This window comes from Enterobacter sp. AG326 (genome assembly GCF_004362415.1).
In the GTDB taxonomy this organism is placed as follows: Bacteria; Pseudomonadota; Gammaproteobacteria; order Enterobacterales; family Enterobacteriaceae; genus Enterobacter; species Enterobacter asburiae.
This window is the reverse complement of sequence record NZ_SNXG01000001.1, coordinates 552,859-579,581: the sequence shown is the minus strand read 5'-3', so window position 1 is coordinate 579,581 and position 26,723 is coordinate 552,859. Positions and strand designations below refer to the sequence as shown.

The following is a 26,723-nucleotide window of genomic DNA, read 5'->3' as shown; positions in this document are numbered from 1 at the left end:
GACATGCTTTCAATCGCCAGACGTACGGCAGCAGGCGCGGCCATTTTACTGATTATGCCTTTGGCCGTTTGGGTATCCGGCTGGATGTGGCAGCCCGGGCAGAATGCTACGTGGCTTAAAACATTGTACTGGGTTACGGAAACGGTCACCCAGCCCTGGGGCATTATTACCCACGTCATCCTCTGCGGCTGGTTTCTGTGGTGCCTGCGCTTTCGACTGCGTGCGGCGCTGATGCTCTTTGCTATCCTCGGTGGGGCAATCGTTATTGGTCAGGGCCTGAAGTCATGGGTAAAAGACAACGTTCAGGAGCCAAGGCCGTTTGTCGTCTGGCTGGAAAAAGCACACCATGTTCCGGTGGATGAGTTCTACACTTTAAAGCGTAAAGATCGCGGCGCGCTGGTGAAAGAACAGCTTGCGGAACAGGAAGATATTCCAAAATTCCTGCGTAAACACTGGCAGAAAGAGACCGGGTTTGCGTTTCCTTCCGGTCATACCATGTTTGCGGCCAGCTGGGCGCTGCTGGGGGTCGGGCTGCTTTGGCCGAGGCGTCGCACGATCACCATCGCGGTGTTACTGGTTTGGGCGACAGGGGTAATGGGCAGCCGCTTGCTGCTGGGGATGCACTGGCCGCGGGATCTGGTGGTCGCCACGCTGATCTCATGGCTGCTGGTGACGCTGGCCACCTGGCTTGCTGAACGATTCTGCGGCCCGCTAACGCCACCGCCGGAAGAGAAAGAAGAAATAGCCGAAAGGGACCAAACCGACGCCTGACGGTTGATATTCCGTATTTTGCCCATAGATCCATGACCTGCGCGTCACTTTTTCCGTTTCGCGCTCGTCGCTAAAATGGTAGTTTATAAGGCTGATTGCGGTGAGTTGAACACACTTTATTCGCTTGAACCACATAACGGGAAGTAATGTGAAATATTTACTCATTTTCTTACTGGTATTGGCGATTTTTGTCATTTCAGTCACGTTGGGTGCACAAAACGATCAGCAGGTGACGTTTAACTATCTGCTGGCTCAGGGTGAGTATCGCGTCTCGAGCCTGCTGGCGGTCTTATTTGCTGCTGGCTTTGCCATTGGCTGGCTGGTTTGCGGTCTGTTCTGGCTGAAAGTCCGTGTTTCTCTTGCGCGCGCTGAACGTAAAATTAAGCGACTCGAAAATAACATTGCCCCTGCGTCTGACATCCCGGAAAGCTCTGGTGTGCCGGTCGTGAAGGAATAATCGACTATGCTGGAGTTGTTGTTTCTGCTTTTGCCTGTAGCCGCAGCCTATGGCTGGTATATGGGCCGCAGAAGTGCGCAACAAACAAAACAGGATGAGGCCAACCGCCTCTCCCGCGACTACGTTGCGGGGGTGAACTTCCTCCTGAGCAATCAGCAGGACAAAGCTGTAGACCTGTTCCTCGATATGCTGAAAGAGGATACGGGGACGGTTGAAGCGCATCTCACCCTGGGCAACCTGTTCCGCTCGCGCGGCGAGGTCGATCGCGCCATACGTATTCACCAGACCCTGATGGAAAGCGCCTCGCTGACCTACGATCAACGTCTCCTTGCGGTGCAACAGCTGGGGCGGGATTACATGGCCGCGGGGTTGTACGATCGCGCTGAAGATATGTTCGCGCAGCTGGTGGATGAAACAGATTTCCGCATCGGCGCGCTGCAGCAGCTCCTGCAGATTTATCAGGCCACCAGCGACTGGCAGAAAGCCATTGATACCGCTGAACGTCTGGTGAAGCTGGGTAAAGATAAGCAGCGCGTTGAGATAGCCCATTTCTACTGTGAGCTTGCGCTTCAGCAGATGGGCAACGACGACATGGATAAAGCCATGGCGCTGCTGAAGAAAGGCGCCGCCGCGGACCGCAACAGCGCGCGAATCTCCATCATGATGGGGCGCGTCTTTATGGCGAATGGCGACTACGCCAAAGCCGTTGAAAGCCTGCTGCGGGTTATCGACCAGGACAAAGAGCTGGTCAGTGAAACGCTGGAAATGCTGCAAACCTGCTATCAACAGCTCGACAAGCAGGAAGAGTGGGTAGCATTCCTGCGTCGCTGCGTGGAAGAGAATACCGGCGCCACCGCTGAACTGATGCTCTCAGACGTTGTTGAGCAGTATGAGGGAAGCGACACCGCGCAGGTTTATATTACGCGTCAGCTGCAGCGCCATCCGACCATGCGGGTGTTCCATAAGCTGATGGATTACCACCTGAACGATGCTGAAGAAGGGCGCGCCAAAGAGAGCCTGATGGTGCTGCGCGACATGGTTGGCGAGCAGGTGCGCAGCAAGCCGCGCTATCGTTGCCAGAAGTGCGGTTTTACCGCGTATACGCTCTACTGGCACTGTCCTTCCTGCCGCGCCTGGTCCACCATCAAGCCAATCCGTGGCCTGGACGGGCAGTAATTTTTTAAAACGCCGCATTTTAGTTACAACATACTGATCGTTTTTCCCATATCCTGAACTCCGTGCGGTTTGTCGGCCTGGCAGGCGCGTAAATGGATCCTGTCAATTTGCGGCGTCGGCAGGTAGAATGCTGGCCGTTTATCTGTTCCGCGCCGCTGCGCGCCCATAGACGAAAAGGGCTGGTCATGACGTCTGTTACATCCTCCACTTCCCGCGTAATTACGGATTCTCCTGTTGTTGTTGCGCTTGATTACAATAAGCGTGACGCCGCACTGGCGTTTGTCGACGGCATCGACCCTCGCGACTGCCGTCTGAAAGTTGGCAAAGAGATGTTCACGCTGTTTGGACCGCAAATCGTTCGCGATCTGCAGCAGCGCGGCTTTGACGTTTTCCTCGACCTGAAATTCCACGATATCCCGAATACCACGGCGCACGCCGTTGCCGCAGCCGCAGAGCTGGGCGTATGGATGGTCAACGTCCATGCATCGGGTGGGGCAAGAATGATGACGGGCGCCCGCGAGGCGCTCCTGCCGTTCGGTAAAGATGCACCGCTGCTGATTGCGGTCACGGTGCTGACCAGTATGGACGAAAACGATCTTCGCGACCTGGGCGTGACGTTGTCACCCGCCGAGCATGCCGAACGTCTCGCACGTCTGACGCAGCATTGCGGCCTGGATGGTGTTGTTTGCTCCGCGCAGGAAGCGGTACGTTTCAAATCAGCGCTGGGCAAGGATTTTAAACTGGTTACGCCGGGGATCCGCCCTGCAGGTAGTGACGTGGGCGATCAGCGCCGCATTATGACGCCTGAGCAGGCGCTGGCTGCTGGCGTTGACTACATGGTCATCGGGCGCCCGGTAACGCAGTCTGCCAACCCGGCCGAGACGCTTAAGGCTATCAACGCATCGCTGAAAAAGGGGGCCTAATGACCGATTCCAACAGCCGTCTGGTCTATTCAACCGATAGCGGGCGTATAGACGAGCCGAAAGCGAAAGTGGAACGTCCAAAGGGGGACGGTATCGTTCGGATCCAGCGTCAAACCAGTGGACGAAAAGGGAAAGGGGTTTGCCTTATCTCCGGCATTGACCTGGATGATGCTGAACTGGCAAAGCTGGCGGCCGAGTTAAAAAAGAAATGTGGCTGCGGCGGCGCCGTGAAAGACGGCATTATTGAAATCCAGGGAGATAAGCGCGATTTAATAAAATCTCTGCTGGAAGCCAAAGGTATGAAAGTCAAACTGGCAGGCGGTTAGGATAAATGAGCCACGGCAAATGCCGTGGCTCGTGTTATATACGTGCGTATGTCAGACCTGAAATGCGTTCAAATATCGCAATACCGGGGAAGGCTTAGATAATAATTATTTGCCAACCTGGTGACCGATAATACCACCGACAGCAGCGCCACCTAATGTACCCAGCGTACTACCATCCGTTAATACTGCACCACCGAGAGCACCGGCACCGGCACCAATAGCGGTGTTACGGTCACGTTTAGACCAGTTAGAGCACGCGCTCAGGGACATTGCTACAGTGATTGCCAGAACAGCGGCGGCTAATTTTTTGCTGGTTAAGGTCATAATACTTTCTCCTGAATTATCGATTCACGGAAAGATGTACACGTTAAGTATAGACGAATCGAATACTTAATTCTGTTCTCCGTGAAAGCTGGTCGCGCAGGCGTTACGTAATCACGCAGGTGATAGTCACTTCCTGTTATATCGCTAACATTAATTTTACGACTTTAATGCAGGTTAAACAGGTAAAAACTCTTAAAGAAGTACCAGGAATCATCTCAGAGAAAGAAGGGCGTATGCGCCCGAAATTCGGGCGCGGAGGGGACTCAGGCGGTCGTTTTAATAATATTGACAATCAGCCCGTCATCCTCCAGCTTATTACGGTGCGCGTCGCTCAATCTTTCATCGGTAATCACGCGGCTAAAGCGTGAAACGGGGCCCATCGTATAAGGGTGAACGGCGCCAAATTTAGAACTGTCGGTGAGCACAATGGCTTCACACTCTTTTTCCAGCACGGCATTCACCACGTCAGAGCGCATCATATCCCGGCCGGTAAAACCTGTCTCCGGCTGCCAGCCGTCAATCCCAATAAAGGCCTTGCTGAAATGAACCTGCTGGACATACTGACGGGTCAGCGGGCCTACCATGCTTTCACTTTTTTTCTGGTAAATACCGCCGAGCAGAATCACCTCGCAGCGCGTCTCTTTGAGCAAATGCGCGATATAGCTGCTGACGGTGATGATGGTAACGTCTTTTTGATCGGCAAGCGTGCGCGCCAGAAGGGCATTACTGCTGCCGTTTTCAATAAAGACGGTCTCGCCGTTGTTCACCAGGGACGCGGCAAATTCCGCCAGTTCACGTTTGAGCGCGTAGTTATTCATCATGCGCGTTTCGACGTCGTCACTGTCCAGCGGGACAGCATATCCGTGCGCGCGACGCAGGTAGCTCTGTTTTTCCAGCAGATTAAGATCCTGACGGATGGTAACTTCAGACACGCCGGTGGTTTTAGCGAGATCGACTACGCTTACGCGTCCCTGATCGATGACCATCTGCAAAATGAGTTGTTGTCGGGAATTCATAGCATCCATTTAATAAAGCGAAACGAGGTCGGAGACGGTGGGATTAAACTTCCCACGGCGCTTTTGGCTGTCCGTTTTCTGGCGCATTGTCAGCACCATTCTGAGCAAGAAGTTCAGACTTCAGGATCTCGAGATTACGGATAGCAGAGTGATAATCGCCCGCCACCAGGATATCCAGCACGGTATCAATTCGTTGTGCTACAGCTTGTGCGTCAATAGTCGACATAATCTCACCCCAGGCGCGAAAAGTTAATATTTTCAATGATGCAGAAAATAGGATCAAAAGAGAAGGGAAAAAATGCAATAACTAAATTACATAAACGTAAGTGATAAATTTATTCCCCCTCATGCAGCAGGCTTAATGAGTGGATTAGTCTAAAACTGCGCGCAAGGCGCTTTTTTATAAGAGGAATTAGACTATGACAGTTATCAATCAGCCTACCTGCACACTGTTTACCGATACTGAACGGTTCACGCAGCTGTCAGGGTATTACGAGGCGGAGCGTCACACGGTCTGGATGATGCTGCGGGCTCAGCCACGTCCTTGCTTTAACCATGCGTTAATAGAGGAGATCATGAACTTTTCATGGCTGGTTCGCCAGTCTGGGTTTGCGGTTGATTTTTGGGTAACCGGATCGCTGGTTCCCGAGATGTACAATGCCGGCGGGGATTTACAGTTCTTCGTCGAGTGCATTCAGAACGGACGTCGGGAAGCGTTACGGGCGTACGCTCGCGCCTGCGTTGATTGCGTCCATGCGGCCTCGCGGGGGTTTGATACGGGAGCCATCACTCTGGCAATGGTCGAAGGCAGTGCGTTAGGGGGCGGGTTTGAGGCCGCTCTGGCACACCATTTCGTCCTGGCTCAGCGCGATGCCCGTTTAGGTTTCCCGGAGATTGCCTTCAACCTGTTTCCGGGGATGGGAGGATATTCCCTGGTTGCACGCCGTGCAGGCATGAAGCTGGCGGAGGAACTCATCTACAAAGGGGAATCCCATACGGCTGAATGGTACGAACAGCACGGTCTGGCGGATGTCCTGTTTGAACCCGGACAAAGCTATGTTTCCACCCGAACCTTCATCGATACGCTGCGGCCAAAACTGAATGGCGTAAGGGCGATGCTGCGCGCCCGTACGCGCGTTCTGCAATTGCCCCGCAGTGAACTGATGGACATCACGGAAGACTGGGTAGATGCCGCTTTCTGCCTAGAGCCGAAAGATATCGCCTACATGGAGCGTCTGGTCACGCTGCAAAACCGCCATCACGCGGCGGGCCTGCGTAAAGCCAGTTAACGTTGATTTCGCGCTTGATATCGTTTTAGCCATCGCTCGAATGCGGCAGCGGGCATCGGCTTAGCAAACAGAAAACCCTGCCGTTCGTTGACGCCGTTCTTGGTCAGAAAGGCGTCTTCTTTTGCATTTTCCACACCTTCGGCAATCACCTGCAGATTTAACGCCTGCGCCACCGCGACGATAGCGCGCACCAGTGACTGGGAAATAGACTGCTTATGAATATCCCTGACGAAAGATTGATCGAGCTTAATGGCGTCGATAGGGAAACGTGCCAGCTGAGAAAGGGAAGAGTAGCCGGTGCCAAAATCATCCAGATGAATTTGCGCCCCGAGTCGGCTGAACTGCTGGATCACGGACAGCGCCAGCTCTTCATTTTCGATAAGACAGCTTTCGGTCAACTCAACGTCGACCGGGCAGTATTCAAAATTCAGATCCTTCAGCGCCTGCTTTAAGTCGCTGAAGATGGTCTGGTCGGCCAGCTGGCGTGCAGAGACGTTCACCGCCACGCGCAGGTTTATTCCCTTATCGCGCCATTTCGCCACCTGGCGAACCACGTCGAGCATCACCCAGCGGCCCAGCGGCACAATCAACCCCGACTCCTCGGCATAAGAGATAAACTCCAGCGGCGGGATCAGGCCGCGTTCTGGTGATTGCCAGCGGACCAGCGCTTCGAGGCTTCTGACTTCTCCGCGCCAGGTTATTTTCGGCTGATAGTGGATCAGAAGCTGATCGTTATCCAGTGCCTTGCGCAGGTTGGTATCCAGCCAGAGATACTCAAACACGCGCTGGTTCATCTCGGGTGAGAAGACGCAGAACTTGCCCCGGCCGTTCTCTTTGGCAGTGTACATGGCGGTATCGGCGTTGCGAATAACGCTTTCCCGGTCGTTCCCGTGCTGCGGGGCGAGGGCGATACCCAGGGAGCAGCCGGTATAAATCTCAATCAGACCGATTCGGAACGGCTGGCGCAGGCGGGTTAAAATGCGCGACGCCATCGCCTCCAGAGAGCCCTGAGAGGTATTGGTAGCCATGACGATAAACTCATCGCCGCCAAGTCGCGCCAGCACCTGTTCCTCGTCCAGGCAGCTTAAAATGGCGAGGGCGACGGCCTGTAACAGCTGATCGCCAAACATATGACCGTAAGCATCGTTGACCTTTTTAAAGTTATCCAGATCGAGATACACCACGCCCACCTGCGTGTCGCCGCGGTTGTCGATGGCGTCAGAAATCAGGTCGTGGATCGCATTGCGGTTTGGCAGGCCGGTGATGGTATCGGTATTGGCCAGCACGCGCAGCCGCTCCTGAGCGCGGCGCTCCTCGGTAATATCGGTCCCGGAACAGATAAGGAAAATTTCATTTTTACCGCTGCCGCTGTGCACGAATTTGTTTCTGAACAGAAACAGCCGCTGCCCTTTACGCGTTTTGATCCAGCGTTCGACTTCGTAGGAGCTGCCGTTGCGAAAAAAACCGGTAATATTGCGCTTTGAGGCTGCCGCTTCGCTGCGGCTCATAAACAGCTTAAATACGTTCTGACCAATGACTTCCTGCTCTTTCAGGCCGGTGTACTCTTCGCTAAGCCGGTTAAAACGCTGAATATTGCCGTGCCGATCGAGAATAACAATGACGGAGTTGGCCTCTGAGACAACCTGTTCCGCGAAAGAGAGCCCCTGAGCCAGATCGCGCGCCACCGAGGGCGTATCGTTCCAGGCGGAAGCGGTGCCTGCCCACTCGTTGCGGGTAATTTTGCGGCCCACAAGATGAACCGTGACATCTTCCCCGTACAGGGAGAGCGACATGGAAATGCTGGAGGTAATAACGGTTAAATGACGGATGAGATCGGCCTGTTCATCGTCCAGCGCCACGACCTGAGTGACATCGGCATTTTCGCTGGTGGAAAGGTGCAGAGCGTTGCTGTCAGCTGACAGGCGCCACCACGGGCTGTGAGTCCCCATGTAGCGAAACAGCAAATTCTGCTCCAGATCGTCCATCATGTTTTCTCCCGCAGCTGTTCATTAGCGCACAAATTATTCATTTGCTGTCGACTTTTCCGTTGAGAAACAGCGGCAAAACCGAAGTGAACCTGTTGTTTTTCCCTGCTTTCTTATAATAAAACGAGTCAGGTGAAAAAGGATACTGAGCGTATAGAAATTCACGTAACCGAATATAACAACACTCTTTTACTGTAGATAATTATGGCGGTTTTGGGCGAAGGGATACTGAAAATAGTAAGGAAAAATAATGATTTTGTGGCGGGGATAAAAAGAAAAATTGCCGGCCCTTCCGGAAAGGAAAAGACCGACAATTGAACCGGTTATCAGGCGACAGGGCGCGCGATAATACTGCGGGTTTCCATGCGAACTTCGGCGATAGTAACGTCAATCACGTCGGTGACTTTGTAAACTGTTTCACCTTTAATTTGCACGGTACCGTTTTCCTGGCTACAGACCATTTCGTCACGAACCGCATGCAGGAACGGCGCAGGAATAAACGCGACAGCACCGTTATCGACCAGACGGACGCGCATCCCCCCTCGGCTGATATCGATGATCTCTGCGGCGAAACGGGTGTCCGTACCGGCTTTATCCTGCAGGAAGCGCGCGTACAGCCAGTCTCCAACGTCACGTTCCGCCATGCGGTTCAGGCGGCGGCGATCGGCCATCTGCAGCGTGGTGTCCTCCTGAGGACGGGCAATGGTTTCACCTTTGATAATCGCTTTCAGCAGACGGTGGTTGACCATATCGCCATACTTACGGATCGGCGATGTCCAGGTGGCGTAAGCTTCGAGGCCAAGACCAAAGTGCGGGCCAGGTTCGGTGCTGATTTCAGCGAAGGACTGGAAGCGACGAATGCGGCTGTCCAGGAAACCCGACGGTTGCGCGTCCAGTTCGCGACGAAGCTTGCAGAAGCCCGGCAGCGTCAGCACTTCTTCCGGATCAACGTGCACATCGTGAGTCTTCAGCAGGGCCGCCAGCGCTTCGGTATTCGCCGGATCAAACCCGGTGTGGACGTTGTAAATGCCAAAGCCCAGCTTGTCGCGCAGCACGCGTGCGGCACAGATATTGGCGGAAATCATCGCCTCTTCAACGATGCGGTTCGCAATGCGTCGCGGTTCGGCCACGATGTCCAGCACTTCGCCTTTCTCGCCCAGAACAAAGCGATAGTCCGGGCGGTCTTTGAACACCAGCGCATGGGTTTTACGCCATTCGCCGCGGTTCAGGCAGATGCGATGCAGCAGACGGATTTGCGCGGCAATGGCGTCTGATTCAGGTTTCCAGCTACCGGTATTTTCAAGCCAGTCGGAGACGTTATCGTAGGCCAGCTTGGCTTTCGATTCGATGGTGGCGGCAAAGAACTCGATATCGTCTTCAATCGCGCCATCTGCGGCGATAGTCATGCGGCAGGCAAGGACCGGGCGCACTTCGTTTGGACGCAGCGAGCAGAGATCGTCTGACAATTCGCGCGGCAGCATCGGAATGTTGAAGCCTGGCAGGTAGTTAGTGAACGCACGGATTTTCGCGGCGTCATCCAGCTTGCTGCCTTCGGCAATCCAGGCGGTTGGATCGGCAATGGCGACGGTCAAATGGAGTTTGCCATCGGCGCCTTCTTCAGCGTACAGCGCGTCATCCATATCTTCCGTGCTGGCGCTGTCGATGGTGACAAACTCCAGCGCGGTGAGATCGCGGCGCGTCAGACCTTCGTCCTGCATCTCGGTCGCTACGCCGTTCGGCGCTTCTTTTTCAAGATTGTGGCGTGCCAGCGTGACCCACCATGGCACGAAATGGTCGGCGCCAAAGGTGATGAACTGGGTCAGCTCAGCATAAAAACCGCGATCGCCTTTCAGAGGATGACGGCGCATTTCTGCTACGGCCCAGTCACCTTCTTTAAAATCATGCTCAACGCCACGGGCGGCGCGGCAGGGAATGGCATCTTTCAGCAGGGGATGATCCGGCACGATAGCAAGACGATCGTCTTTTCTCTGCACCTTACCCACAAAACGGGTCAGGAACGGTTCGATCAGTTCTTCCGGCTCGGCAGACTCGCGGTCCTTCTCGGTATGAATGACGGCCATGACGCGATCGCCATGCATCACTTTCTTCATCTGCGGTGGCGGAATGAAGTAGCTTTTCTGCGCGTCAACCTCAAGGAAGCCAAAGCCCTTTTCCGTGGCTTTTACGACCCCTTCTGCACGCGGCGTCTGGGAATGCAGTTGCTGTTTAAGCTGCGCTAGCAGCGGGTTGTCCTGAAACATAATGTTCTATTTTCGTAGCCATTGAGCGGCTGACAGTTTTACGCGATTCTCACTGTCTCAGCAAGCGCTCTTTGGGTAATTAGTATGGTTATTCCTCTTTACCAAACGCGACTTTCAAACGATTGAGCCAGCCGTCAAACGCGCTTCGGGTAAGCAGCATGATGGCATGTTCGCCCGGGAGTCCTTGATCCGTTAGCGGGGTAAACTGCGCGGCGCTGAAGCGGTCCGGAGAGCGCGTCAGCAGTTCGACCGCCGCCGAAAGTGCGGGGGACGTCAGCGGGATCGCTTCGCGGGTGTTTAACAGGATCTCTCCGGTCAGGTCGAGCAGCGAAGGCTCGTGGCAAAGGACCGGCGTCAGCGCCTCCAGCGCGGGTTCTGCCTGCCAGCGAGACAGCGACTCAAGCTGATGCGCACTCGCATAGCGCAGCTCGACGACGGGCAACAGCGGCACCCAGGCGGCGTGATTCGCGGGCAGAGTTTGCGGCTGAATATGATGGCCTGGCAACCAGCGAACAGGGTGTCCCAACAGCGCCTGAAAAATCGCGACGACGCGCGCCTGAAATCCGATAAACCCGATAATCTGGTTTATCACCACAATGTCATACGTTGACAGGCCCACCTCATCAAGCTGGCTCTGCGCTTTATCATCAATGACATCAGGGGAGCTGGCGAGCTGGCGGGCATACTGCGTAATTTGCGCCAGACGTCGGTTACTTTCGCGCGAGGAGTCCGGGCCGGGAAGCGGGGCGAGGAGGGCGGCGTAATGGTTACAGAGCCGCTGAACGCCACAGGCCTGTGCGACCGTTAGCGCGGTACTGAGTCTATCGTAGGCGCTGAGCGTATGCAGGCGGTTCACGGGAATCGAGAGCGGAAACAGCTGGTGGCATAAGGCCCTGGCAGGGGTAAGCCAGCCAGAACAGGCGGCGACAATCTCATCAGGCAGGGCTAAATCGAGCAAAAAACGATCGTCGACGTTAGCGGCTTCGGGCACCAGAGGCAGAACATCTGTCTGCGCGTGGTTTGACTGGGTTTCGTGATACCAGTGGCCTTTGCCGGAAAAACGGCGTTGTTCCATGTGCGTTCCTTGATCTCAAAATGGCGATCAATATCCTGGCGTAAGGCAGATAAAGGGAAAAATATTGTTAGGTGATAACAAATAGCAGAACGGAATAACGAAGGGGTGGTGCGGGGGGAAAACTCTCTTCCCGGGAGGGAAGAGAGTCACAGCTTATTTAATTTCCAGCTCGTTCATTGCAGCGATGTTGAAGCCGCCGTCAACGTGAACCACTTCGCCGGAGATACCAGCGGAAAGGTCAGAGCACAGGAATGCCGCAGAGTTACCCACATCTTCAATGGTAACGGTACGACGAATCGGGGTAACCGCTTCGCAGTGTGCCAGCATTTTACGGAAATCTTTAATACCGGAAGCTGCCAGGGTGCGGATAGGACCTGCAGAGATGGCGTTAACGCGCACGCCTTCAGGGCCCATTGCGTTCGCCATGTAGCGTACGTTCGCTTCCAGAGACGCTTTCGCCAGACCCATAACGTTGTAGTTAGGGATAGCACGCTCAGCGCCCAGGTAGGACAGGGTCAGCAGGGCTGCGCCCGGGTTCAGCATCGCGCGGCAGGATTTCGCCATCGCAACGAAGCTGTAGGAGCTGATGTCGTGAGCGATTTTGAAGCCATCACGGGTAACCGCGTTCACGTAGTCGCCGTCCAGCTGGTCGCCAGGAGCGAAGCCAATGGAGTGAACGAAACCGTCGAATTTCGGCCATGCTTTTGCCAGTTCAGCAAACATGCCGTCGATGCTTTCGTCTTGTGCAACGTCACATTCCAGAACAATGCTGGAACCCAGCTGCGCGGCAAACTCTTCAACACGGCCTTTCAGCTTGTCGTTCTGGTAGGTGAACGCCAGCTCAGCGCCTTCGCGATGCATTGCCTGTGCGATGCCGTATGCGATGGACAGTTTGCTGGCAACGCCAGTTACCAGAATGCGCTTACCGGAAAGAAAACCCATAGCTTTAATCCTTATATTCATTGCTAATTTTGCCTTGTAATTCATAGCGTTACAGGCAGTATTTCAAAATCATTCGAAATTAGCTCGAAATTATAGCCCACTCACAGCCCCTTGTGTCACGATATTTCTCGCTGTTCTCCGAAGACGCCTGCCCCGAAGAATGCGCCGCGGACTCGCGGGGGCTCAAAATTTCAGCATTCGTCCAGTATATCACCCGGCAACAGCTTCGCCTCATCCAACCAGCGAGGAAGCGCGATCCCGCAAGGGTATTCACGCTTTCCTGAGGTTGTCGATGAAGCGCGCGATGACGATAAAGAAAACCGGTACGAAGAAAATGGCGAGAAGCGTACCGCTAATCATGCCGCCAAATACGCCGGTACCGATGGCATGCTGCGTACTGTCGCTCGCCCCACGGGCCAGCATCAACGGAACAACCCCTAAGGTGAAGGCTAACGACGTCATCAAAATAGGGCGCAGGCGCTGGCCGGCGGCATGAATGGTTGCCGCCAGCAGGGGCTGCCCCTGGCGATGGAGCTGCCTCGCAAATTCAACAATCAGAATGGCGTTCTTGGCCGACAGGCCGATAAGCGTAATCAGGCCGACCTTGAAGAAAACGTCATTTGTCATGCCGGTAACGGACACCGCTATCACCGCGCCGATAAGGCCCAGCGGAACGACCAGCATGACCGCAAATGGAATAGACCAGCTCTCATACAGGGCGGCGAGCACCATAAACACGACCAGTATCGACAGGACGATAAGGCCCGGAAGCTGAGATTCCGATTTTCTCTCCTGCAATGAACTCCCGGCCCACTCGCCCGCCATGCCCTGAGGTAAATCTCTGGACAAACTCTCCATAACCTTCATTGCGGTGCCGCTGGACGCTCCCGAGGCCGCACTTCCGGTAATGCGAATAGCCGAATATCCCTGATAACGCGTCAACTGCTGCGGCGCAACGTGCCAGGAAAGCGTGGCAAACGTTGATACCGGCACCATCTGCCCCATCCGGTTTTTCACTGATAATGTCAGTATCTGCTCAGGCTGCATTCGGTAGGGCGCATCGGCCTGAATAATCACCTGCTGAACGCGGCCGTTGTTCGTATAGTCATTGACGTAATTTGAGCCCAGGGTGACGGAGAGCGTCTGGTTGATTTCATCAAATGAGACGCCCATCGCTTCCGCCTTTTCTCTGTCCACCTGGAGCGCAAGGCTTGTTCCTTCCGGAAGCCCGTCTATATACACGTCACTCAGTTCAGGGCGCTGGTTGGCCTGCAGGACCAGCGCGTCGGCAGCGCGCTTTAACGCCTCGTAGCCCAGTCCCGCTCTGTCCTGCACGTACCAGGTGAAGCCCGACGAAGTGCCCATATCCGAAATGGCCGGCGGGAGCAGGCTCATCGTGACGGCATCAGAGATGTTCGCCATGCTGGCCTGTATCTGGTCGGCTTCCCCCTGGGCCGTCGAGCCCTGCCGATCTTTCCAGTCCTTCAGCGTGGTGAAGGCCATAGCCGAGTTTGGTCCTGAACCTGAAAACCCAAACCCCAGGATCATAATGTTGCTTTCAATATCCGGCCGGGCCGCAATTTCCTCTTCAAATTTTTTAACCACGTTGAGGGTGCGCTGCATCGTGGCATCAGAAGGCAGCTGGATTGAGGACATAAAGTAGCCCTGATCTTCGTCCGGCAGAAAGGACGACGGTAACGAAGACAATCCCAGAAACAGCGCAGCACAAAGCGCAGCGTACAGGAGCAGCATACGCCCGGTTCGCTTCAGAACGGCACCCAGCGCGGCTTCGTAACAGGCGGTGAGCGCACGAAAGCGCGCGTTAAACCCGACCGCGAACCTTCCGCCTCCGCTCTTTCCTGCCTTATGCGGCTTGAGTAACGTTGCGCACAGGGCAGGCGTCAGCGTCAGGGCAAGAAACGCGGACAGCAGTATGGAAACCGCCATGGAAATACAAAATTGTCGGTAGATAATCCCGACGGACCCTTCAGCAAACCCCATGGGGATAAAGACGGCGGTAAGCACCAGCGTGATGCCAATAATCGCCGGGGTGATTTCCTGCATGGCTTGCCGCGTGGCGTCACGCGGGGACAGGCTTTTTTCCTCCATCAGCCGTTCAACGTTTTCTACGACCACAATGGCATCATCAACGATAATCCCTATCGCCAGCACCATGCCGAACATCGTCAGAATATTGATGGAGTAGCCGCTCAATAGCATCACCGTGAAGGTGCCAAGAAGTGCGACGGGAGCAACAATCGCCGGGATAAGCGTGCAGCGTATCTTGTGCAGAAACAGCAGCATAACCAGGAAGACCAGGACCATTGCTTCCACAAATGTCTGAACAACCTTCATGATAGAAAGTTTCACAAACGGCGCAGTGTCGAAGGGGATCGTAAATGCCATTCCTTCAGGTAGCACCCGGGAAAGTTCGTCGATGCGCGCCCGTACGCCGGAAGCCGTACTCATTGCATTCGCGCCTGGCGAAAGCTGAATTGCCGCCGCCGTTGCGGGCACGCCATTTTCGCGAATACCAAAGGCGTAGCTTTGCAGGCCAGACTCAATCCGTGCAATGTCGGACAGCTTCAGGCGAGCGCCGGATGCGTCAGATTTCAGGGTGATATTCCTGAACGCCTCGACCGAGGAGAGTTGTCCCTTTACGGTGATGGGATACGTTACCCCTTGTCCTTCAGATGCTGGCTCATCTCCCGTTTTACCGGGCGAAACCAGGGCATTTTGCTGGCCAACGGCGGTAAGAACATCACTTACCGAAAGCCCATAGCTATGGAGCTTCATGGGATCCAGCCAGATGCGCAGCGCTTTTTCGCCGCCAAACAGCTGAACTTTCCCTACGCCGGGCACGCGACGAAGCTCGTCACTGACGTTTCTGGCAAAATAGTCGCTTAAATCGGCTTCCTCAAATTGACCCGTCGCGGACTTCAGCCCCACCATCATTAAAAAGCCAGAATTAGCGGCCTCAACGTTAATGCCGTTTTGCCTTACCGCCTGAGGTAGACGAGGCTCGACGATCTTAATCTGATTCTGCAGATCCATCTGCGCCAGCTTGATATCCGTGCCCGGTTTAAACGTGACGGTAATCGATGCCGAACCGGTTGTGTCACTGGATGATTCAAAGTAGAGCAAATTATCTACGCCAGAGATTTCGCGCTCGATTAATGACACCACCGACGTATTCATGATGTCGGGGCTGGCCCCCGGGTAACTGACGGAAATAATGATTCCCGGCGGTGCCACCGCCGGATACTGCGCAACCGGCAAACGGGGAATAGACAGAAGTCCCGCCAGAACGATAAAAAGCGCCACTACCCAGGCGAAAACGGGGCGTTCAATAAAAAAATGCGGCATTAAATTAACGTCCAGTTACGTGAATTTCATCATCAGTGGATACGCGCTTACCGATATCCCTGAGCTGCGAAAATTTCTCAAGAAGCTGCGGCGCGTCATCGAGGCTCGTTGCGAACATCCACATGTAGGTCATCACTGAGTAAATATGTCCGGCAGTGATGCCGCTTGAGCGCGTCATCCAGACGATGGTCAGCGTAAAAAGCGCGGCAACAAGCACGCCGACCCACAAATAGCCCCACGCCTCGCGGTCAGATAGTGCGATACGTAAACGTGCCAGCGTGGAGTAATGTCGGTGAAGGGTAGCCGTGCCCGCCTTATGAACATAATCCACTTCTTTTTCCAGCCGATTATTCAGGCGCATGAACAGCCATTCATTTTTACGGGCATATCCTGAGACAAATCCGAGCAGAATAAATACAATCGCAAAGCACATGACGCCGGCCCAAAACTCAATAAACAGCAACATGATGGCGGCACCAAAAAGTGAGCTCAGTGAGGTAATAAGCAGGGGAAGGTGCATTTCAAAGAAATCCACATATTCGCGCGAGAGCGTTACCCTGGCGGCGATTGCCGAATGGTTAAGCTGATATTTGCGCTGTGCCAGGACGACGGAAACCGCGAGTCCGGCATAAATGCGTGCAAACGTGCGCGTGTCGATGCTCCGTCTGGCCGCACCGATGAACCACATACAAAGTACCATCAGGCCATACAGCGCGGCGTTAAGCGTTTCACCGGCGAGGATGGCATTTATCGCGATGCCTGCCAGAACGGGATAAAGTAAAAAAGTTACGTTTTCGGCCACCACCAGGAAGAAAGTGACAGCCAGTTTTTTTCGGTGCCGTATCGCGAGTTTTTTAAGCGAGTGCATCACACCGGCAGGTTCAGAAGAACGAAAATTATTATTACGGTTCATCATTATGGGTAAGTCATGTCAGACTTTTCAGTGAGTTATTTTTGTGTAAAAGAGTGAGGTAGAGACTCTACCGCGCGCCTGTTTAGCAGACATGGGCGGTTTATGGAGGACGTGTGGAGCAGCGGCTCAAATCATTCTCATAATGAGGTACAGGGGTGCTCCGCCAAAAAAAATGATCAAATAACACTCGTAGTAAAAGACCAGATCCTCGATATCGGGCATCGCGTTTAACAGCACGGTGAACGTAATAATGAGATAGACAAAAATCACTATTAGCCAGAAGGCGATGACAAGCAGCTCAGTCAACGCGCCAGCTTTATTTTGTATTATCAGAGAGACAACCGACAATGCGATGCAGCCATAGATAATGGGGGAAGAGAGCAGCGTCGAGGCGACTTTTTCATCCATTCTGTGCACCAGCACCAGCCAGGTATAAAGTAATCCCCACGACAGCAGCAGAAACAGGGAATATATGCCCAGTTTTTTAGGTGAGAAATATTTAGAAAGTTCCATGTTCATTATTTCAGCCAACTTCATAAAATCTTTAAGAAACAGTGGTAATTTGCAACGCGCAATGCACAAAGGGTTATGCCTCAATAGCGATTTTGAACTGACATTGTCGAGTCTTTATTGACTGAATGTGTAGGCTGTGTGGAGAAATAACCGGGCTTTAAATCAACCGGGAAATTTTCGTGACCACGGCACTTTTTCGCGGAGGCTGTGTCTTATTGTGCTAAAGATATCTGATAGCGTGCTCAAAGGGATTTCACCCACGGAGATAAAATGCACAAAAATACGCTGATCCTTATTGTTGAAGATGAAGACGAAATCGCCGATATACTGATGAGCTACTTAGAGCGTTCGGGAATGAAAACGCTCAGAGCCAGGCAGGGCGAACAGGCCATAACGCTCAATCGCCTCAATAAACCGGATCTCATATTGCTGGACATTCACCTGCCCGTATGTGACGGCTGGAGCGTACTTACCACGCTTCGTCAGGAAAGTTCTGTCCCCGTCATTATGGTTTCCGCTCTCGATCAGGATGTCGATAAGCTCATGGGGCTGAGGCTGGGCGCGGATGATTACGTGATCAAACCCTTCAACCCTTCTGAGGTTGTCGCACGGGTTGAGGCGGTGCTGCGCAGAACAAAAACTGCGCTTCAGCAGGCGGGTTCTCTGCCGCTCAGAACGCCCTTTATTACGGTCTATCCGGATGATTTCTACGTGGAAGTCACCGTGGGCGAAGAGGTCATCTCCCCGGTATTAACGACGACCGAATTTAAATTACTTACCTGGCTGATGCGATATCCGCGAAAGGTCTGTTCCCGCGAAGAGTTACTCAACGCGTGTCTGCCGGAAGGTGATACGCTCGACAGAACGGTCGACAGCCATATGAGCAAGCTGCGTAAAAAACTGGAGCTTGCCGGCCTTTACGGTGTTCCCGAGAGCATCAGAGGCATGGGCTACCGGCTTGGGGAAAAGAAATGAACAAAGAGTCTGTCCTGAGTCGTCAGATCTTAACGTATATGCTGTTGCTGACGTTTACGATAATTGCCATCGCCATACTCGGCTCTTGGTTTTTTTACTCCTTTATTCTGGATCACCTCCCGGGCGGCCCTGCAGCGGGCGATGACGAGCAGATGACGATGTGGGACTGGGCATGGATTGGGACCGCGACTACGATCAGTATGATTATTGCCCTCTTTTTCACGGTCAAACTATCATCGCGAATCCTCACCCCGCTAAACGCGGTAGCGTCCAGCCTGAAAAAGATTTCTCAGGGCGATCTGGACGCCAGGGCATTTTGCGCCAGTTCCCGGCTGGGTGAGATTAATCACCTGGTGACGGATTTCAATGAAATGGCGGAAAAATTACAGACGCTGGATATTCAGAGGAAATCCTGGAATGCCGCTATTGCGCATGAGCTGAGAACGCCGGTCACGATATTACGTGGACGGCTTCAGGGGTTGGTTGACGGCGTTTTTACCCCGGACCCGGTGCTATTTAATAATCTTCTCAAACAGACGGAAGGGTTAACCCGCCTGATTGAAGATCTCCGGGTTGTCAGTTCGAATGGCGGGGCGGGATACACGCTGTGCCAGTCAAGAACGGATCTAAAAGGGACAATACAGAACGCACTCGATACGTTCATGCCCGAGTTCAGCCGTAAGGCGTTTACCGTCAATACAGACCTGAGGGAGCAGCAATGCGTATTTGATCCAATACGCATCAATCAGTGTCTGACCGTTTTATTTGATAATGCCTTACACTATTCAACCTCGCGCACGCTCATCGTGAAAAATGGCGTTTCTGATAAAGGCAATTATATCCTTATTCAGGACGGGGGACCGGGCATCCCCAGAGAGTTTCATGATTTCCTGTTTCAGCCCTTTCAGCGCGATAATGGCGCCAGACATGTGAACCCGGAAGGCTGTGGTTTGGGCTTATCGGTGGTAAAAGCCATCATGCTGGCTCATGGTGGCGATGTTACCTATACCTTATCGACGCAAAACCACTCGATATTTAAACTCACCTGGCCCGACTCGTGAGCTTCAGCGGCAGGTCAAATGTGCCTGCCGGTGATAAATGCCATATTTTTCCTAACTTAGCATCCCATTCCTGCGGGGTAATCGTCAGTTTACCGCGTCTCGGGCTTAAGGTTATTTCGCTGAAATAGATTTCATCTTTTTTTAGCATAAGGTCAACGCGGCAGTAGTCAATTCCATGCGCCAGTTCCTGGGAGGCCAACAGTGCCTGGCGGAACAAGAGCGGTTCGCCAGGCGTTGCTGAAGTATTCGGATATTCCATCCGGAAGGGTTGTAAGTTCCAGTGCCTGTCATAAACGTTGATAAACCCTTTGCCGTTCTCATCCGTAAAATCCGCTTCTACATAGTGGGCAACGCCGTGAAAGCAATGGATCCTCAGCATTTCGGGCGTTGTGTTCCTGTCAGCATCGTCGAAGAGATCGACAAACGGCTCGCAAAGTATACTCGGCGTAATGTTTTTGTACTGCCATTCGCGCGTGGTGTAGTAAAGATTTTTCTTTAACGCGAGGCTCAGTTTTTTACACGCTTCTCTTTCATTAAATTGCGCTTTGTTTGTACATATTATTGTGCTGCCGCTGTCATGGTTGCACTTAAGGACGAATTTGTCAGGAAGAACTGAAAAATCAATCTGCGACGGCCGGGTATAAACGCCAATTAATGGCACCGTTTTCACGCGCGTTGTTCTGGATGAAACGTATGCCCGAACGGCGAGTTTATCGGCAAGCATCGTATAGAAGTTATTATGGTCATAGACCAGACGATGACATATTTTTTCGCTCAACGTCGTGGGCGAGTTAATGTCAGGGGTTTCCCCGGTTGTTTTTTTAAGCCTTACAGTATGAAAGTGCAGGTCCGTCATTAAAAATGAACGGCATTTTCTGATGAGATACTCTGTGTATTTTAAAACGTAAGTGGCGGTGTTCATTTCTTCTCCTCCGTAATGTCCGGATATTCTGGAGAAGAATTGTTGATTGTTATTGCTTAAAATATGGAGCAGGGATGGAGACGAAAAATTAAAGGATTAAATAGCGTACGCAGGCTATTTAATCCTTAATTTAATGGGGTGATTTTTTGTTGAGCGTCGCGCTTAGCGGTCCTTTCTCCACGCATCGGCGGTCAATGCTTCACCGAAATGACCGGCAATCAGCCGTTTTGTCAGCTCATGAAGCGGAGAGGCCATCACATCCGCGGTGCTGCCGCGCTCGACCACTTCACCCTGGTGCATGACCATCACCTGATCGCTGATGTGCTTCATCATTCCCAGATGTTGGGTAACGTAGATATACGAAATCCCCTGTTTTTCCTGCAATTCCAGCATCAGATTAATCAGCTGCGAGCGCATCGACATATCCAGCGAGGCAAGCGCTTCATCCGCAATGATCACTTTTGGCCGCAAAATCAATGCACGCGCCAGTCCCAGGCGCTGTTTCTGACCTGGGGCCAGCATATGCGGGTAGTAGCTTTCGTGATCCGGTAACAGTCCAACCATACGCAGGGTTTCAAATACGCGCTTACGGCGCGCTTCCGGCTCCAGGTCTGTGTTCAGACGCAGCGGAAAATCGAGGATCTGCGAAATGCGCTGGCGCGGGTTAAGCGAGGTAGATGGATCCTGGAAGATCATGCGGATGCGCTGGCTGCGGAAAGAGTAATCGCCGAACGTCAGAGGATGATCGTCAATCAACACTTCGCCTGCAGTCGGTTCAACCATGCCGGCGAGCATTTTCGCCAGGGTGGATTTCCCGGAACCGTTCTCGCCGATGATCGCCAGGGTCTGTTTTTCACGCAGCGTAAAGCTCAGCGGCTTCACCGCGTCGACAGTTTGACGATGAAACAGCCCCGTGCGGTAGCGAAAGGTCTTACTCAGGTTGCGAACTTCCAGTAAGGTTTCGACCATTTCACTCTCTCTCCATGTTCAGCGGGAAATGACAGGCGTAAAGATGATTTTTAGCCCCGGTCAGGCGCGGCGTCTCGATACATTTACGCTGAGCATAGGGGCACCGCGGCCCCAGACGACAGCCTATCGGCAGGGATTCCAGCAGCGGGATCGCCCCCGGTAGGGTATTCAGGCGGCTTTTATGCGGCATCGCGCTGCCAAAATCCGGGATGGCGCGGATGAGCGCCTGCGTATACGGATGATGCGGGGCGTTAATCAGATCTTCACTCGGCGCGGTTTCGACCGTTTGCCCGCAGTACATGACGTCAATTTTATCCGCCCATTTGCTGAGCATTTGCAGGTCATGGCTGATCAGCAAAATGGTGGTGTTATTATTCTGGTTGAGACGCGACAGCAGGCGGAAAATTTGCGCCTGCGTGGTGGGTTCCATCGCGTTGGTGGGTTCATCCGCAATCAGCAAACGCGGCTGATTTGCCAGTGCGATGGCAATCATCACTTTCTGACATTCGCCGTCGGTCAGCTCATAGGGGAAGCTGCGCATCGCATCTTTGTGATCTTTGATCCCGACGCGGTGTAAAAGCTCGATGGCGCGGCGCTTGCGCCAGCCAACGCGTTGCCACCAGCGGCCTTTATAGGTCCAGCCGGGAATGTTCTGCATGAGCTGTTTACCCACGCGTTCGGACGGGTCGAGACAGGACTGCGGCTCCTGGAAAATCATTGAGACGTTATGCCCGACCAGCTTACGCCGCTCGCGGGGTGAGAGGCGCAGCAGATCGATATCATCAAAACGCATACGGTCTGCGGTCACGCGCCAGTTGTCTTTCGCCACGCCGCAGATAGCCTTGGCAATCAGGCTTTTTCCGGAGCCGGATTCCCCCACCAGCCCGCGAATTTCACCCTCCGCAAGGGTGATACTGATGCGATCGACGGCTTTAACCCAGCCTTCACCGGTTTTGAATTCAATGGTGAGGTTGCGAATATCAAGAAGCGCCATTATTGCACCCCCGCGTTAATTGCACGGCGAATACCGTCGCCCAGCAGGTTGATAAGCAGCACGCTTACCATAATGGCCGCACCCGGCAGCATGACCGTCCACGGTGCCACGTAGATTAACTCCAGCGCGTCGCCGAGCATCGCACCCCATTCGGGCGACGGCAGCTGTGCACCGAGATCGAGGAAGCCGAGCGCCGCGATGTCCAGAATCGCCATCGACAGGGCGCGGGTGATCTCAGTGACCAGCCCGGCGGCGATGTTGGGCAGTACGGCAAACCACAGAATGTTGAAGGTTGTCGCGCCGTCCAGACGCGCGGCGACGACATACTCTTTTTCCAGCTCATCATGCACCATGCTGTAAACCGAGCGCACGATGCGGGGCAGGATAGCCAGCCAGACGGCGAACATGGCATGCGACAGGTGCGGACCGGCAAAGGCAACAACAATGATCGCCAGCAGCAGGGACGGAATCGACAGCAGCGTATCCAGAATATGGTTAAGCACCGCCGAGCGCAGGCCATGGGTGGATCCCGCAAAAATACCGAGCGCCAGCCCACAGATCGTAGCCGCGAGCGTCACCACAAATGCACCGCCCACCGTCGGGGCTGCACCGCTCAGCAGGCGGCTCAACACGTCACGTCCGAGGTCGTCCGTTCCCAGGAAGAAAGAGACTTCACCGTAGCGCGACCAGGACGGTGGCAGCAGCTGATAGCCAAGGAACTGCTGGTCGATGCCGTACGGCGCAAACCACGAGCCAAAGACGCAAAGCAACACCAGGCCGGCACAGCCGTATAGACCGATCATCGCCGTGGTATCACCATAGAATTTACGCCACACGGTGCGCAGCACACCGGGCGTGCGCTTTTCACTGTATACGCTATCGTAAGGCATACCATTCCTTATGCTTCAATGGGTTGGCCATGGCACCCAGAATATCGGACAACACGTTAACAATAATCACCAGCGAACCAATCACCATCACGCCCGCAGAAATCGCGGCGTAGTCCTGCTGGCGGATGGCGTTAATCAGCCATCGCCCCAGGCCTGGCCAGCTAAAGACCATCTCGGTGATCATGGCCAGCGTCAGCATGGTGGAAAACTGTAATCCCAGACGCGGAATAACCGGCGGCAGCGCGTTGTGCAGGACGTTGCGGCGCAGTATGGTCAGGCGGGACAACCCGCGCGTGGCGGCGGCTTTGACGTAGTTCTGGTCAAATACCTCAATGGTGCTCAGGCGCATCAGGCGGATCACTTCGGTGGTTGGCGCAACCGCCAGCGTCAGCACCGGCAATACCATATGGCGCACGGCGCTGACGATCATCTCATGGCGCCACACCGAATCGGACAGCCACGCGTCAATGATGGCAAAACCCGTCACCGTTTTAACCGTATAGAGCAGGTCAAAGCGACCCGAAACCGGCAGCCAGCCCATCGTCAGCGAGAAGAACAGCGTCAGCAGCAGCGCCAGCCAGAATACCGGGATGGAGAAGCCGAACAGGGCGAGGGCGCTGATAAACTTATCCTGCCATTTATTGCGATAGATCCCGGCCAGCATGCCCACGGGGATCCCGACCATCAGGGCAAAGCCGAAGGCCAGAATGCAAAGCTCCATCGTGGCCGGGAACACCTCTTTCAGCTGCTGGGAAATCAGCTGTCCGTTAATGCTGGACACGCCGAAATCCCAGTGCAGCAGCCCGTTAAACCAGAACAGCCAGGCATCCCACAGCGACGACCCCTGAAGCGGGGCGTGGGGCGTGAAATAGCTCAGGCTGAAGCCGACAAAGTTCAGGAAAAAGAGCGTCACCAGCAGCAAAAGGAGCCGACGTAAGGTAAAAATAATCATGGTTTTTTCACCTCTTGTTCTTTTTCACGCGACACGCCGGCGAACGAGGCATTGCCGAACGGACTCAGCACCAGACCTTTAATATCATAACGATAGGCCTGAAGACGCAGGGAAGAGGCCAGCGGCAGCACCGGGAGTTCCTGGGCAAGGATCTTCTGCGCTTCATCATAGGCGTCGATGCGTGAGGCCAGCTGCTGGGAAGCCAGCGCTTTTTGCAGCACGGCGTCAAACTCCCGGTTGCACCAGTGGGCATAGTTGGTCTGCGAGTTTATCGCCGCACAGCTCAGCAGCGGCCGGAAGAAACTGTCCGGATCGTTACTGTCGGTCGCCCAGCCGGTCAGGGTTAAATCATGATTCATGTCCATCAGGCGCGCCTCCTGAAAACGGCCCTCAACCGGTACGATGATCACTTTGACGCCCACCTGCGCCATATCTGCTTGCAGCAGTTCGGCGGTCTTGAGCGGGCTCGGGTTCCACGCCTGGGAGCTGGTTGGCACCCAAAGCTGCAGCGTGAGGTTTTCCGCCCCCAGCGCTTTCAGCTGTTCACGCGCTTTTGCCGGATTGTATTCCGTAATTTTAGCTTCACCGTCATAGGCCCACGAGGCGCGCGGTAAAATTGAGGCGGCGGTTTCCGCCGTGCCGTAGTAGATCGACTGCATCAAACGCTGGTTGTTAATCGCCAGCGCCAGAGCGTGACGAACGGCTGGGTTATTCAACGGCGGCTTATCGGTGTTAAAGGCCAGATAAGCGATATTCATGCCCGGGCGTAACGTCAGGCGCAGGCGCGGATCGTCGCGCAAAATGGTGAGCTGGCTGGCCGCGGGCCAGGCGAGTACGTCACATTCCCCGGTGAGCAGTTTCGACAGACGTCCCGTTCCACCTGAACCGAGATCGACTACCACCTGCGGCATCAGCGGAGTGCCGCGCCAGAAATGCTCATGGCGCTGCAGGCGAATATACTGCCCGGCGCGATATTCGGCCAGCTGGAACGGACCGGTGCCAACCGGCTGACGATCGAGCAACTCCTGGCGATCTTTTTTCGTCAGGTTCGCCGCGTATTCAGCGGACATGACCGACGCATAGTGGGTAGCCAGGTGCCAGAGGAAGGAGGCATCCGGGCGCGTCAGCGTAAATTCGACCGTCCGGTTATCCAGCTTGCGCACGCTTTTGATGGTGTCGGCAAACTGCAGGCTGTCGAAATAGGGGAAGTTGCTGCCGTTAACGTTATGCCACGGATGGTTGCGGTTAAAGATGCGCTGGAAGGTGAAGACCACGTCATCTGCGTTCAGCTTGCGAGTGGGGGTAAACCACGGTGTGCTCTGAAACGCGACGTCATCGCGCAGGTGAAAACGGTAGGTTGCGCCGTTATCCAGCACTTCCCAGCTTTCCGCGAGCTCAGGCACCAGACGGTAGGTGTAAGGATCAACATCAAGCAGACGATCGTAAAGCTGCGCGGCAAGGGTATCCACGATCAGGCCGCTGCCCGCTTTTTGCGGGTTGAAGGTATCCACCTGGCCGCTTACGCAATAGACGAAGCCGCTGTCACGAATGTCAGGCTGCGGCGTTAGCCCGGGCGCAGCAAAGGCCAGGCTGCTAAACAGACCGAGTGCAAAAAAGGACGATAAAACCAGACGCATAATTTTTAATGTATTTTATATGAAGTGGCTATCTTACTAATTTCAAACGACATTATCCAGTATCGTTTAAGCCTGCGGGCATATTGGGGCAGTAACGTTGCAGTCAGTCATTAAGCATCACGACCCGAACCACGTTCATACCTGCTATCCACTTTGAATATACCTCTTAGACCATCTTAGCATTTTCGTGGCGCATCTGACTCGCTATAAACGAAGGAATTAACCCGGCAGACAGGGTTTCGCAAAGTCGGTCGGTATAGTTACGTCTTCGCTGGGTAAAATGACAGGAATGCAGGGTACATTCCAGGTGCGATATCATTTTAATTTTAATATGTGTCTGATATATTATGATTTTTTACTAAAGTAAAACAAATTATGGCATTCAGACTACCCGCCAAACGCGAAGTGTTTGCATACTTTTGCCTGGGATTATGGTTTTACGGGATGTGTCGGCTTGACATCTATACAAGCGATGCGTACTTGGTAGAACCAGGTTCTGTTTATTGGCCAATTATCTTGATTTCAGTCGCTATAGGTGCCTTTGCATCATGGCGCGTTTCGTCACGCGTCAAAAGCAAAGAGGGTAAACTGGAGCGCGTTAAGTTTTTCCTGGCTTGTTTTGTGTTTGTAGTGGGTGTCGTATCTTTCACACTCTGGGAAAGCACTGAGGCAATCATCGTTTCAAGTGCAACGCAAACAGTTAGCGGAACTTACCCTTTCAGGATGAACTACCCAGGACCTTCATGCGGAAAACATTGCCGTTGCAAGGCTGGGGTTGTCTATTATGACGAATTCTTAAAGCGTGAAATTGAATTCTGCCAGTGGGATGACGCTTCGTCTTTTTTCTACACAGACTCTATTCGTGTGGTCAAAAAAGTCAATGCTTACTGCGGTAAAATAATAAGCCATGAGGCAATTCACTAATTCAAAAGAGTGTCCTGAGATAGCTACATAATGAATAATAAGAGTGCTCAAAAGCAAGCGCA

At 53.7% G+C, this 26,723-nt stretch carries 25 protein-coding genes and 1 pseudogene; 9 read left to right on the top strand and 17 right to left on the bottom strand.

Annotated features, from left to right (window positions below):
* Positions 1–3: 3 nt before the first annotated feature.
* The 5 genes from pgpB (at position 4) to yciH (ending at position 3,653) form a co-directional block, all read left to right on the top strand.
* Positions 4–771, top strand: coding sequence for a phosphatidylglycerophosphatase B (gene pgpB, locus DFO52_RS02725; protein WP_121424395.1), 768 nt, complete (start codon positions 4–6; stop codon positions 769–771).
* 148 nt (positions 772–919) lie between these two features.
* Positions 920–1,228, top strand: a complete 309-nt coding sequence (locus DFO52_RS02720; RefSeq protein ID WP_023312067.1) for a LapA family protein — start codon at positions 920–922, stop codon at positions 1,226–1,228.
* 6 nt (positions 1,229–1,234) lie between these two features.
* Positions 1,235–2,404 (top strand): lipopolysaccharide assembly protein LapB, encoded by a 1,170-nt coding sequence (gene lapB / locus DFO52_RS02715; RefSeq protein WP_023335944.1) that lies wholly within the window; start codon positions 1,235–1,237, stop codon positions 2,402–2,404.
* Positions 2,405–2,589: 185 nt separating this feature from the next.
* A complete protein-coding gene (gene pyrF / locus DFO52_RS02710) occupies positions 2,590–3,327 on the top strand; it encodes an orotidine-5'-phosphate decarboxylase (protein WP_133549232.1) in 738 nt (245 codons plus the stop codon).
* Entirely contained in the window at positions 3,327–3,653 is a 327-nt protein-coding gene (gene yciH, locus DFO52_RS02705) for a stress response translation initiation inhibitor YciH (protein WP_023312064.1), read from the top strand. Before pyrF ends, yciH begins: the two co-directional genes overlap by 1 nt.
* Positions 3,654–3,758: 105 nt before the next feature.
* Here yciH and osmB read toward each other — a convergent pair whose 3' ends face one another.
* The 3 genes from osmB to DFO52_RS02690 form a co-directional block, all read right to left on the bottom strand.
* The gene (gene osmB, locus DFO52_RS02700) at positions 3,759–3,977 is read right to left on the bottom strand and encodes an osmotically-inducible lipoprotein OsmB (protein WP_008501216.1); all 219 of its coding nucleotides are present in this window, start codon (positions 3,975–3,977) and stop codon (positions 3,759–3,761) included.
* A gap of 263 nt (positions 3,978–4,240) precedes the next feature.
* The gene (locus DFO52_RS02695) at positions 4,241–4,993 is read right to left on the bottom strand and encodes a DNA-binding transcriptional regulator YciT (RefSeq protein ID WP_023312063.1); all 753 of its coding nucleotides are present in this window, start codon (positions 4,991–4,993) and stop codon (positions 4,241–4,243) included.
* A gap of 43 nt (positions 4,994–5,036) precedes the next feature.
* Positions 5,037–5,219, bottom strand: a complete 183-nt coding sequence (locus tag DFO52_RS02690; protein ID WP_029740522.1) for a hypothetical protein — start codon at positions 5,217–5,219, stop codon at positions 5,037–5,039.
* 193 nt (positions 5,220–5,412) lie between these two features.
* Between DFO52_RS02690 and DFO52_RS02685 the strand changes: the two genes are divergently transcribed.
* Complete coding sequence (locus tag DFO52_RS02685) at positions 5,413–6,282, top strand: crotonase/enoyl-CoA hydratase family protein (RefSeq protein WP_029740521.1); 870 nt, start codon at positions 5,413–5,415, stop codon at positions 6,280–6,282.
* Here DFO52_RS02685 and pdeR read toward each other — a convergent pair.
* The 7 genes from pdeR to DFO52_RS02650 all read right to left on the bottom strand — a co-directional run bounded on the left by pdeR (position 6,279) and on the right by DFO52_RS02650 (position 17,337).
* Complete coding sequence (pdeR, locus tag DFO52_RS02680; protein WP_133549230.1) at positions 6,279–8,270, bottom strand: cyclic di-GMP phosphodiesterase; 1,992 nt, start codon at positions 8,268–8,270, stop codon at positions 6,279–6,281. The two genes, DFO52_RS02685 and pdeR, sit on opposite strands and share 4 nt — an antisense overlap.
* Before the next feature lie 323 nt (positions 8,271–8,593).
* Positions 8,594–10,528, bottom strand: coding sequence for an exoribonuclease II (locus DFO52_RS02675; RefSeq protein ID WP_045355886.1), 1,935 nt, complete (start codon positions 10,526–10,528; stop codon positions 8,594–8,596).
* A gap of 88 nt (positions 10,529–10,616) precedes the next feature.
* Positions 10,617–11,603, bottom strand: a complete 987-nt coding sequence (locus tag DFO52_RS02670) for a CMD domain-containing protein (protein WP_133549228.1) — start codon at positions 11,601–11,603, stop codon at positions 10,617–10,619.
* Between the two features lie 153 nt (positions 11,604–11,756).
* Complete coding sequence (fabI, locus tag DFO52_RS02665; protein ID WP_003856831.1) at positions 11,757–12,545, bottom strand: enoyl-ACP reductase FabI; 789 nt, start codon at positions 12,543–12,545, stop codon at positions 11,757–11,759.
* A 270-nt stretch (positions 12,546–12,815) separates the two neighbouring features.
* The gene (locus tag DFO52_RS02660; protein ID WP_133549226.1) at positions 12,816–15,911 is read right to left on the bottom strand and encodes a multidrug efflux RND transporter permease subunit; all 3,096 of its coding nucleotides are present in this window, start codon (positions 15,909–15,911) and stop codon (positions 12,816–12,818) included.
* A gap of 4 nt (positions 15,912–15,915) precedes the next feature.
* On the bottom strand, positions 15,916–16,827 hold the full coding sequence (locus DFO52_RS02655) for an ABC transporter six-transmembrane domain-containing protein (protein ID WP_166642342.1): 912 nt from the start codon (positions 16,825–16,827) through the stop codon (positions 15,916–15,918).
* A gap of 123 nt (positions 16,828–16,950) precedes the next feature.
* Positions 16,951–17,337 carry a hypothetical protein gene (locus DFO52_RS02650; protein ID WP_047648706.1) on the bottom strand — a complete coding sequence of 129 codons (387 nt, stop codon included), beginning with the start codon at positions 17,335–17,337 and terminating at the stop codon, positions 16,951–16,953.
* Between the two features lie 270 nt (positions 17,338–17,607).
* On the opposite strand from DFO52_RS02650, the gene DFO52_RS02645 reads away from it, so the two are divergent.
* The gene (locus tag DFO52_RS02645) at positions 17,608–18,312 is read left to right on the top strand and encodes a response regulator (RefSeq protein ID WP_047647570.1); all 705 of its coding nucleotides are present in this window, start codon (positions 17,608–17,610) and stop codon (positions 18,310–18,312) included.
* Positions 18,309–19,373 carry an ATP-binding protein gene (locus DFO52_RS02640; protein WP_047647571.1) on the top strand — a complete coding sequence of 355 codons (1,065 nt, stop codon included), beginning with the start codon at positions 18,309–18,311 and terminating at the stop codon, positions 19,371–19,373. Before DFO52_RS02645 ends, DFO52_RS02640 begins: the two co-directional genes overlap by 4 nt.
* Here DFO52_RS02640 and DFO52_RS02635 read toward each other — a convergent pair.
* The 7 genes and pseudogenes from DFO52_RS02635 to DFO52_RS23235 form a co-directional block, all read right to left on the bottom strand.
* Complete coding sequence (locus DFO52_RS02635) at positions 19,354–20,295, bottom strand: ATP-grasp fold amidoligase family protein (protein ID WP_133549224.1); 942 nt, start codon at positions 20,293–20,295, stop codon at positions 19,354–19,356. The two genes, DFO52_RS02640 and DFO52_RS02635, sit on opposite strands and share 20 nt — an antisense overlap.
* A 162-nt stretch (positions 20,296–20,457) precedes the next feature.
* Positions 20,458–21,264, bottom strand: a complete 807-nt coding sequence (gene sapF, locus DFO52_RS02630) for a putrescine export ABC transporter ATP-binding protein SapF (protein WP_023312051.1) — start codon at positions 21,262–21,264, stop codon at positions 20,458–20,460.
* 1 nt (position 21,265) lies between these two features.
* Entirely contained in the window at positions 21,266–22,258 is a 993-nt protein-coding gene (gene sapD / locus DFO52_RS02625; protein ID WP_133549222.1) for a putrescine export ABC transporter ATP-binding protein SapD, read from the bottom strand.
* Positions 22,258–23,148, bottom strand: coding sequence for a putrescine export ABC transporter permease SapC (sapC, locus tag DFO52_RS02620; protein ID WP_032656751.1), 891 nt, complete (start codon positions 23,146–23,148; stop codon positions 22,258–22,260). Before sapC ends, sapD begins: the two co-directional genes overlap by 1 nt.
* Positions 23,135–24,100: a putrescine export ABC transporter permease SapB gene (sapB, locus tag DFO52_RS02615; RefSeq protein ID WP_023312049.1), complete on the bottom strand. Its 966-nt coding sequence runs from the start codon at positions 24,098–24,100 to the stop codon at positions 23,135–23,137. Before sapB ends, sapC begins: the two co-directional genes overlap by 14 nt.
* The gene (sapA, locus tag DFO52_RS02610; protein WP_133549220.1) at positions 24,097–25,737 is read right to left on the bottom strand and encodes an ABC transporter substrate-binding protein SapA; all 1,641 of its coding nucleotides are present in this window, start codon (positions 25,735–25,737) and stop codon (positions 24,097–24,099) included. Before sapA ends, sapB begins: the two co-directional genes overlap by 4 nt.
* A gap of 103 nt (positions 25,738–25,840) precedes the next feature.
* Positions 25,841–25,972, bottom strand: a pseudogene (locus DFO52_RS23235) (site-specific integrase); the annotation flags it as partial.
* A gap of 140 nt (positions 25,973–26,112) precedes the next feature.
* On the opposite strand from DFO52_RS23235, the gene DFO52_RS02600 reads away from it, so the two are divergent.
* Entirely contained in the window at positions 26,113–26,661 is a 549-nt protein-coding gene (locus tag DFO52_RS02600) for a hypothetical protein (RefSeq protein WP_133549218.1), read from the top strand.
* Positions 26,662–26,723 lie beyond the last annotated feature (62 nt).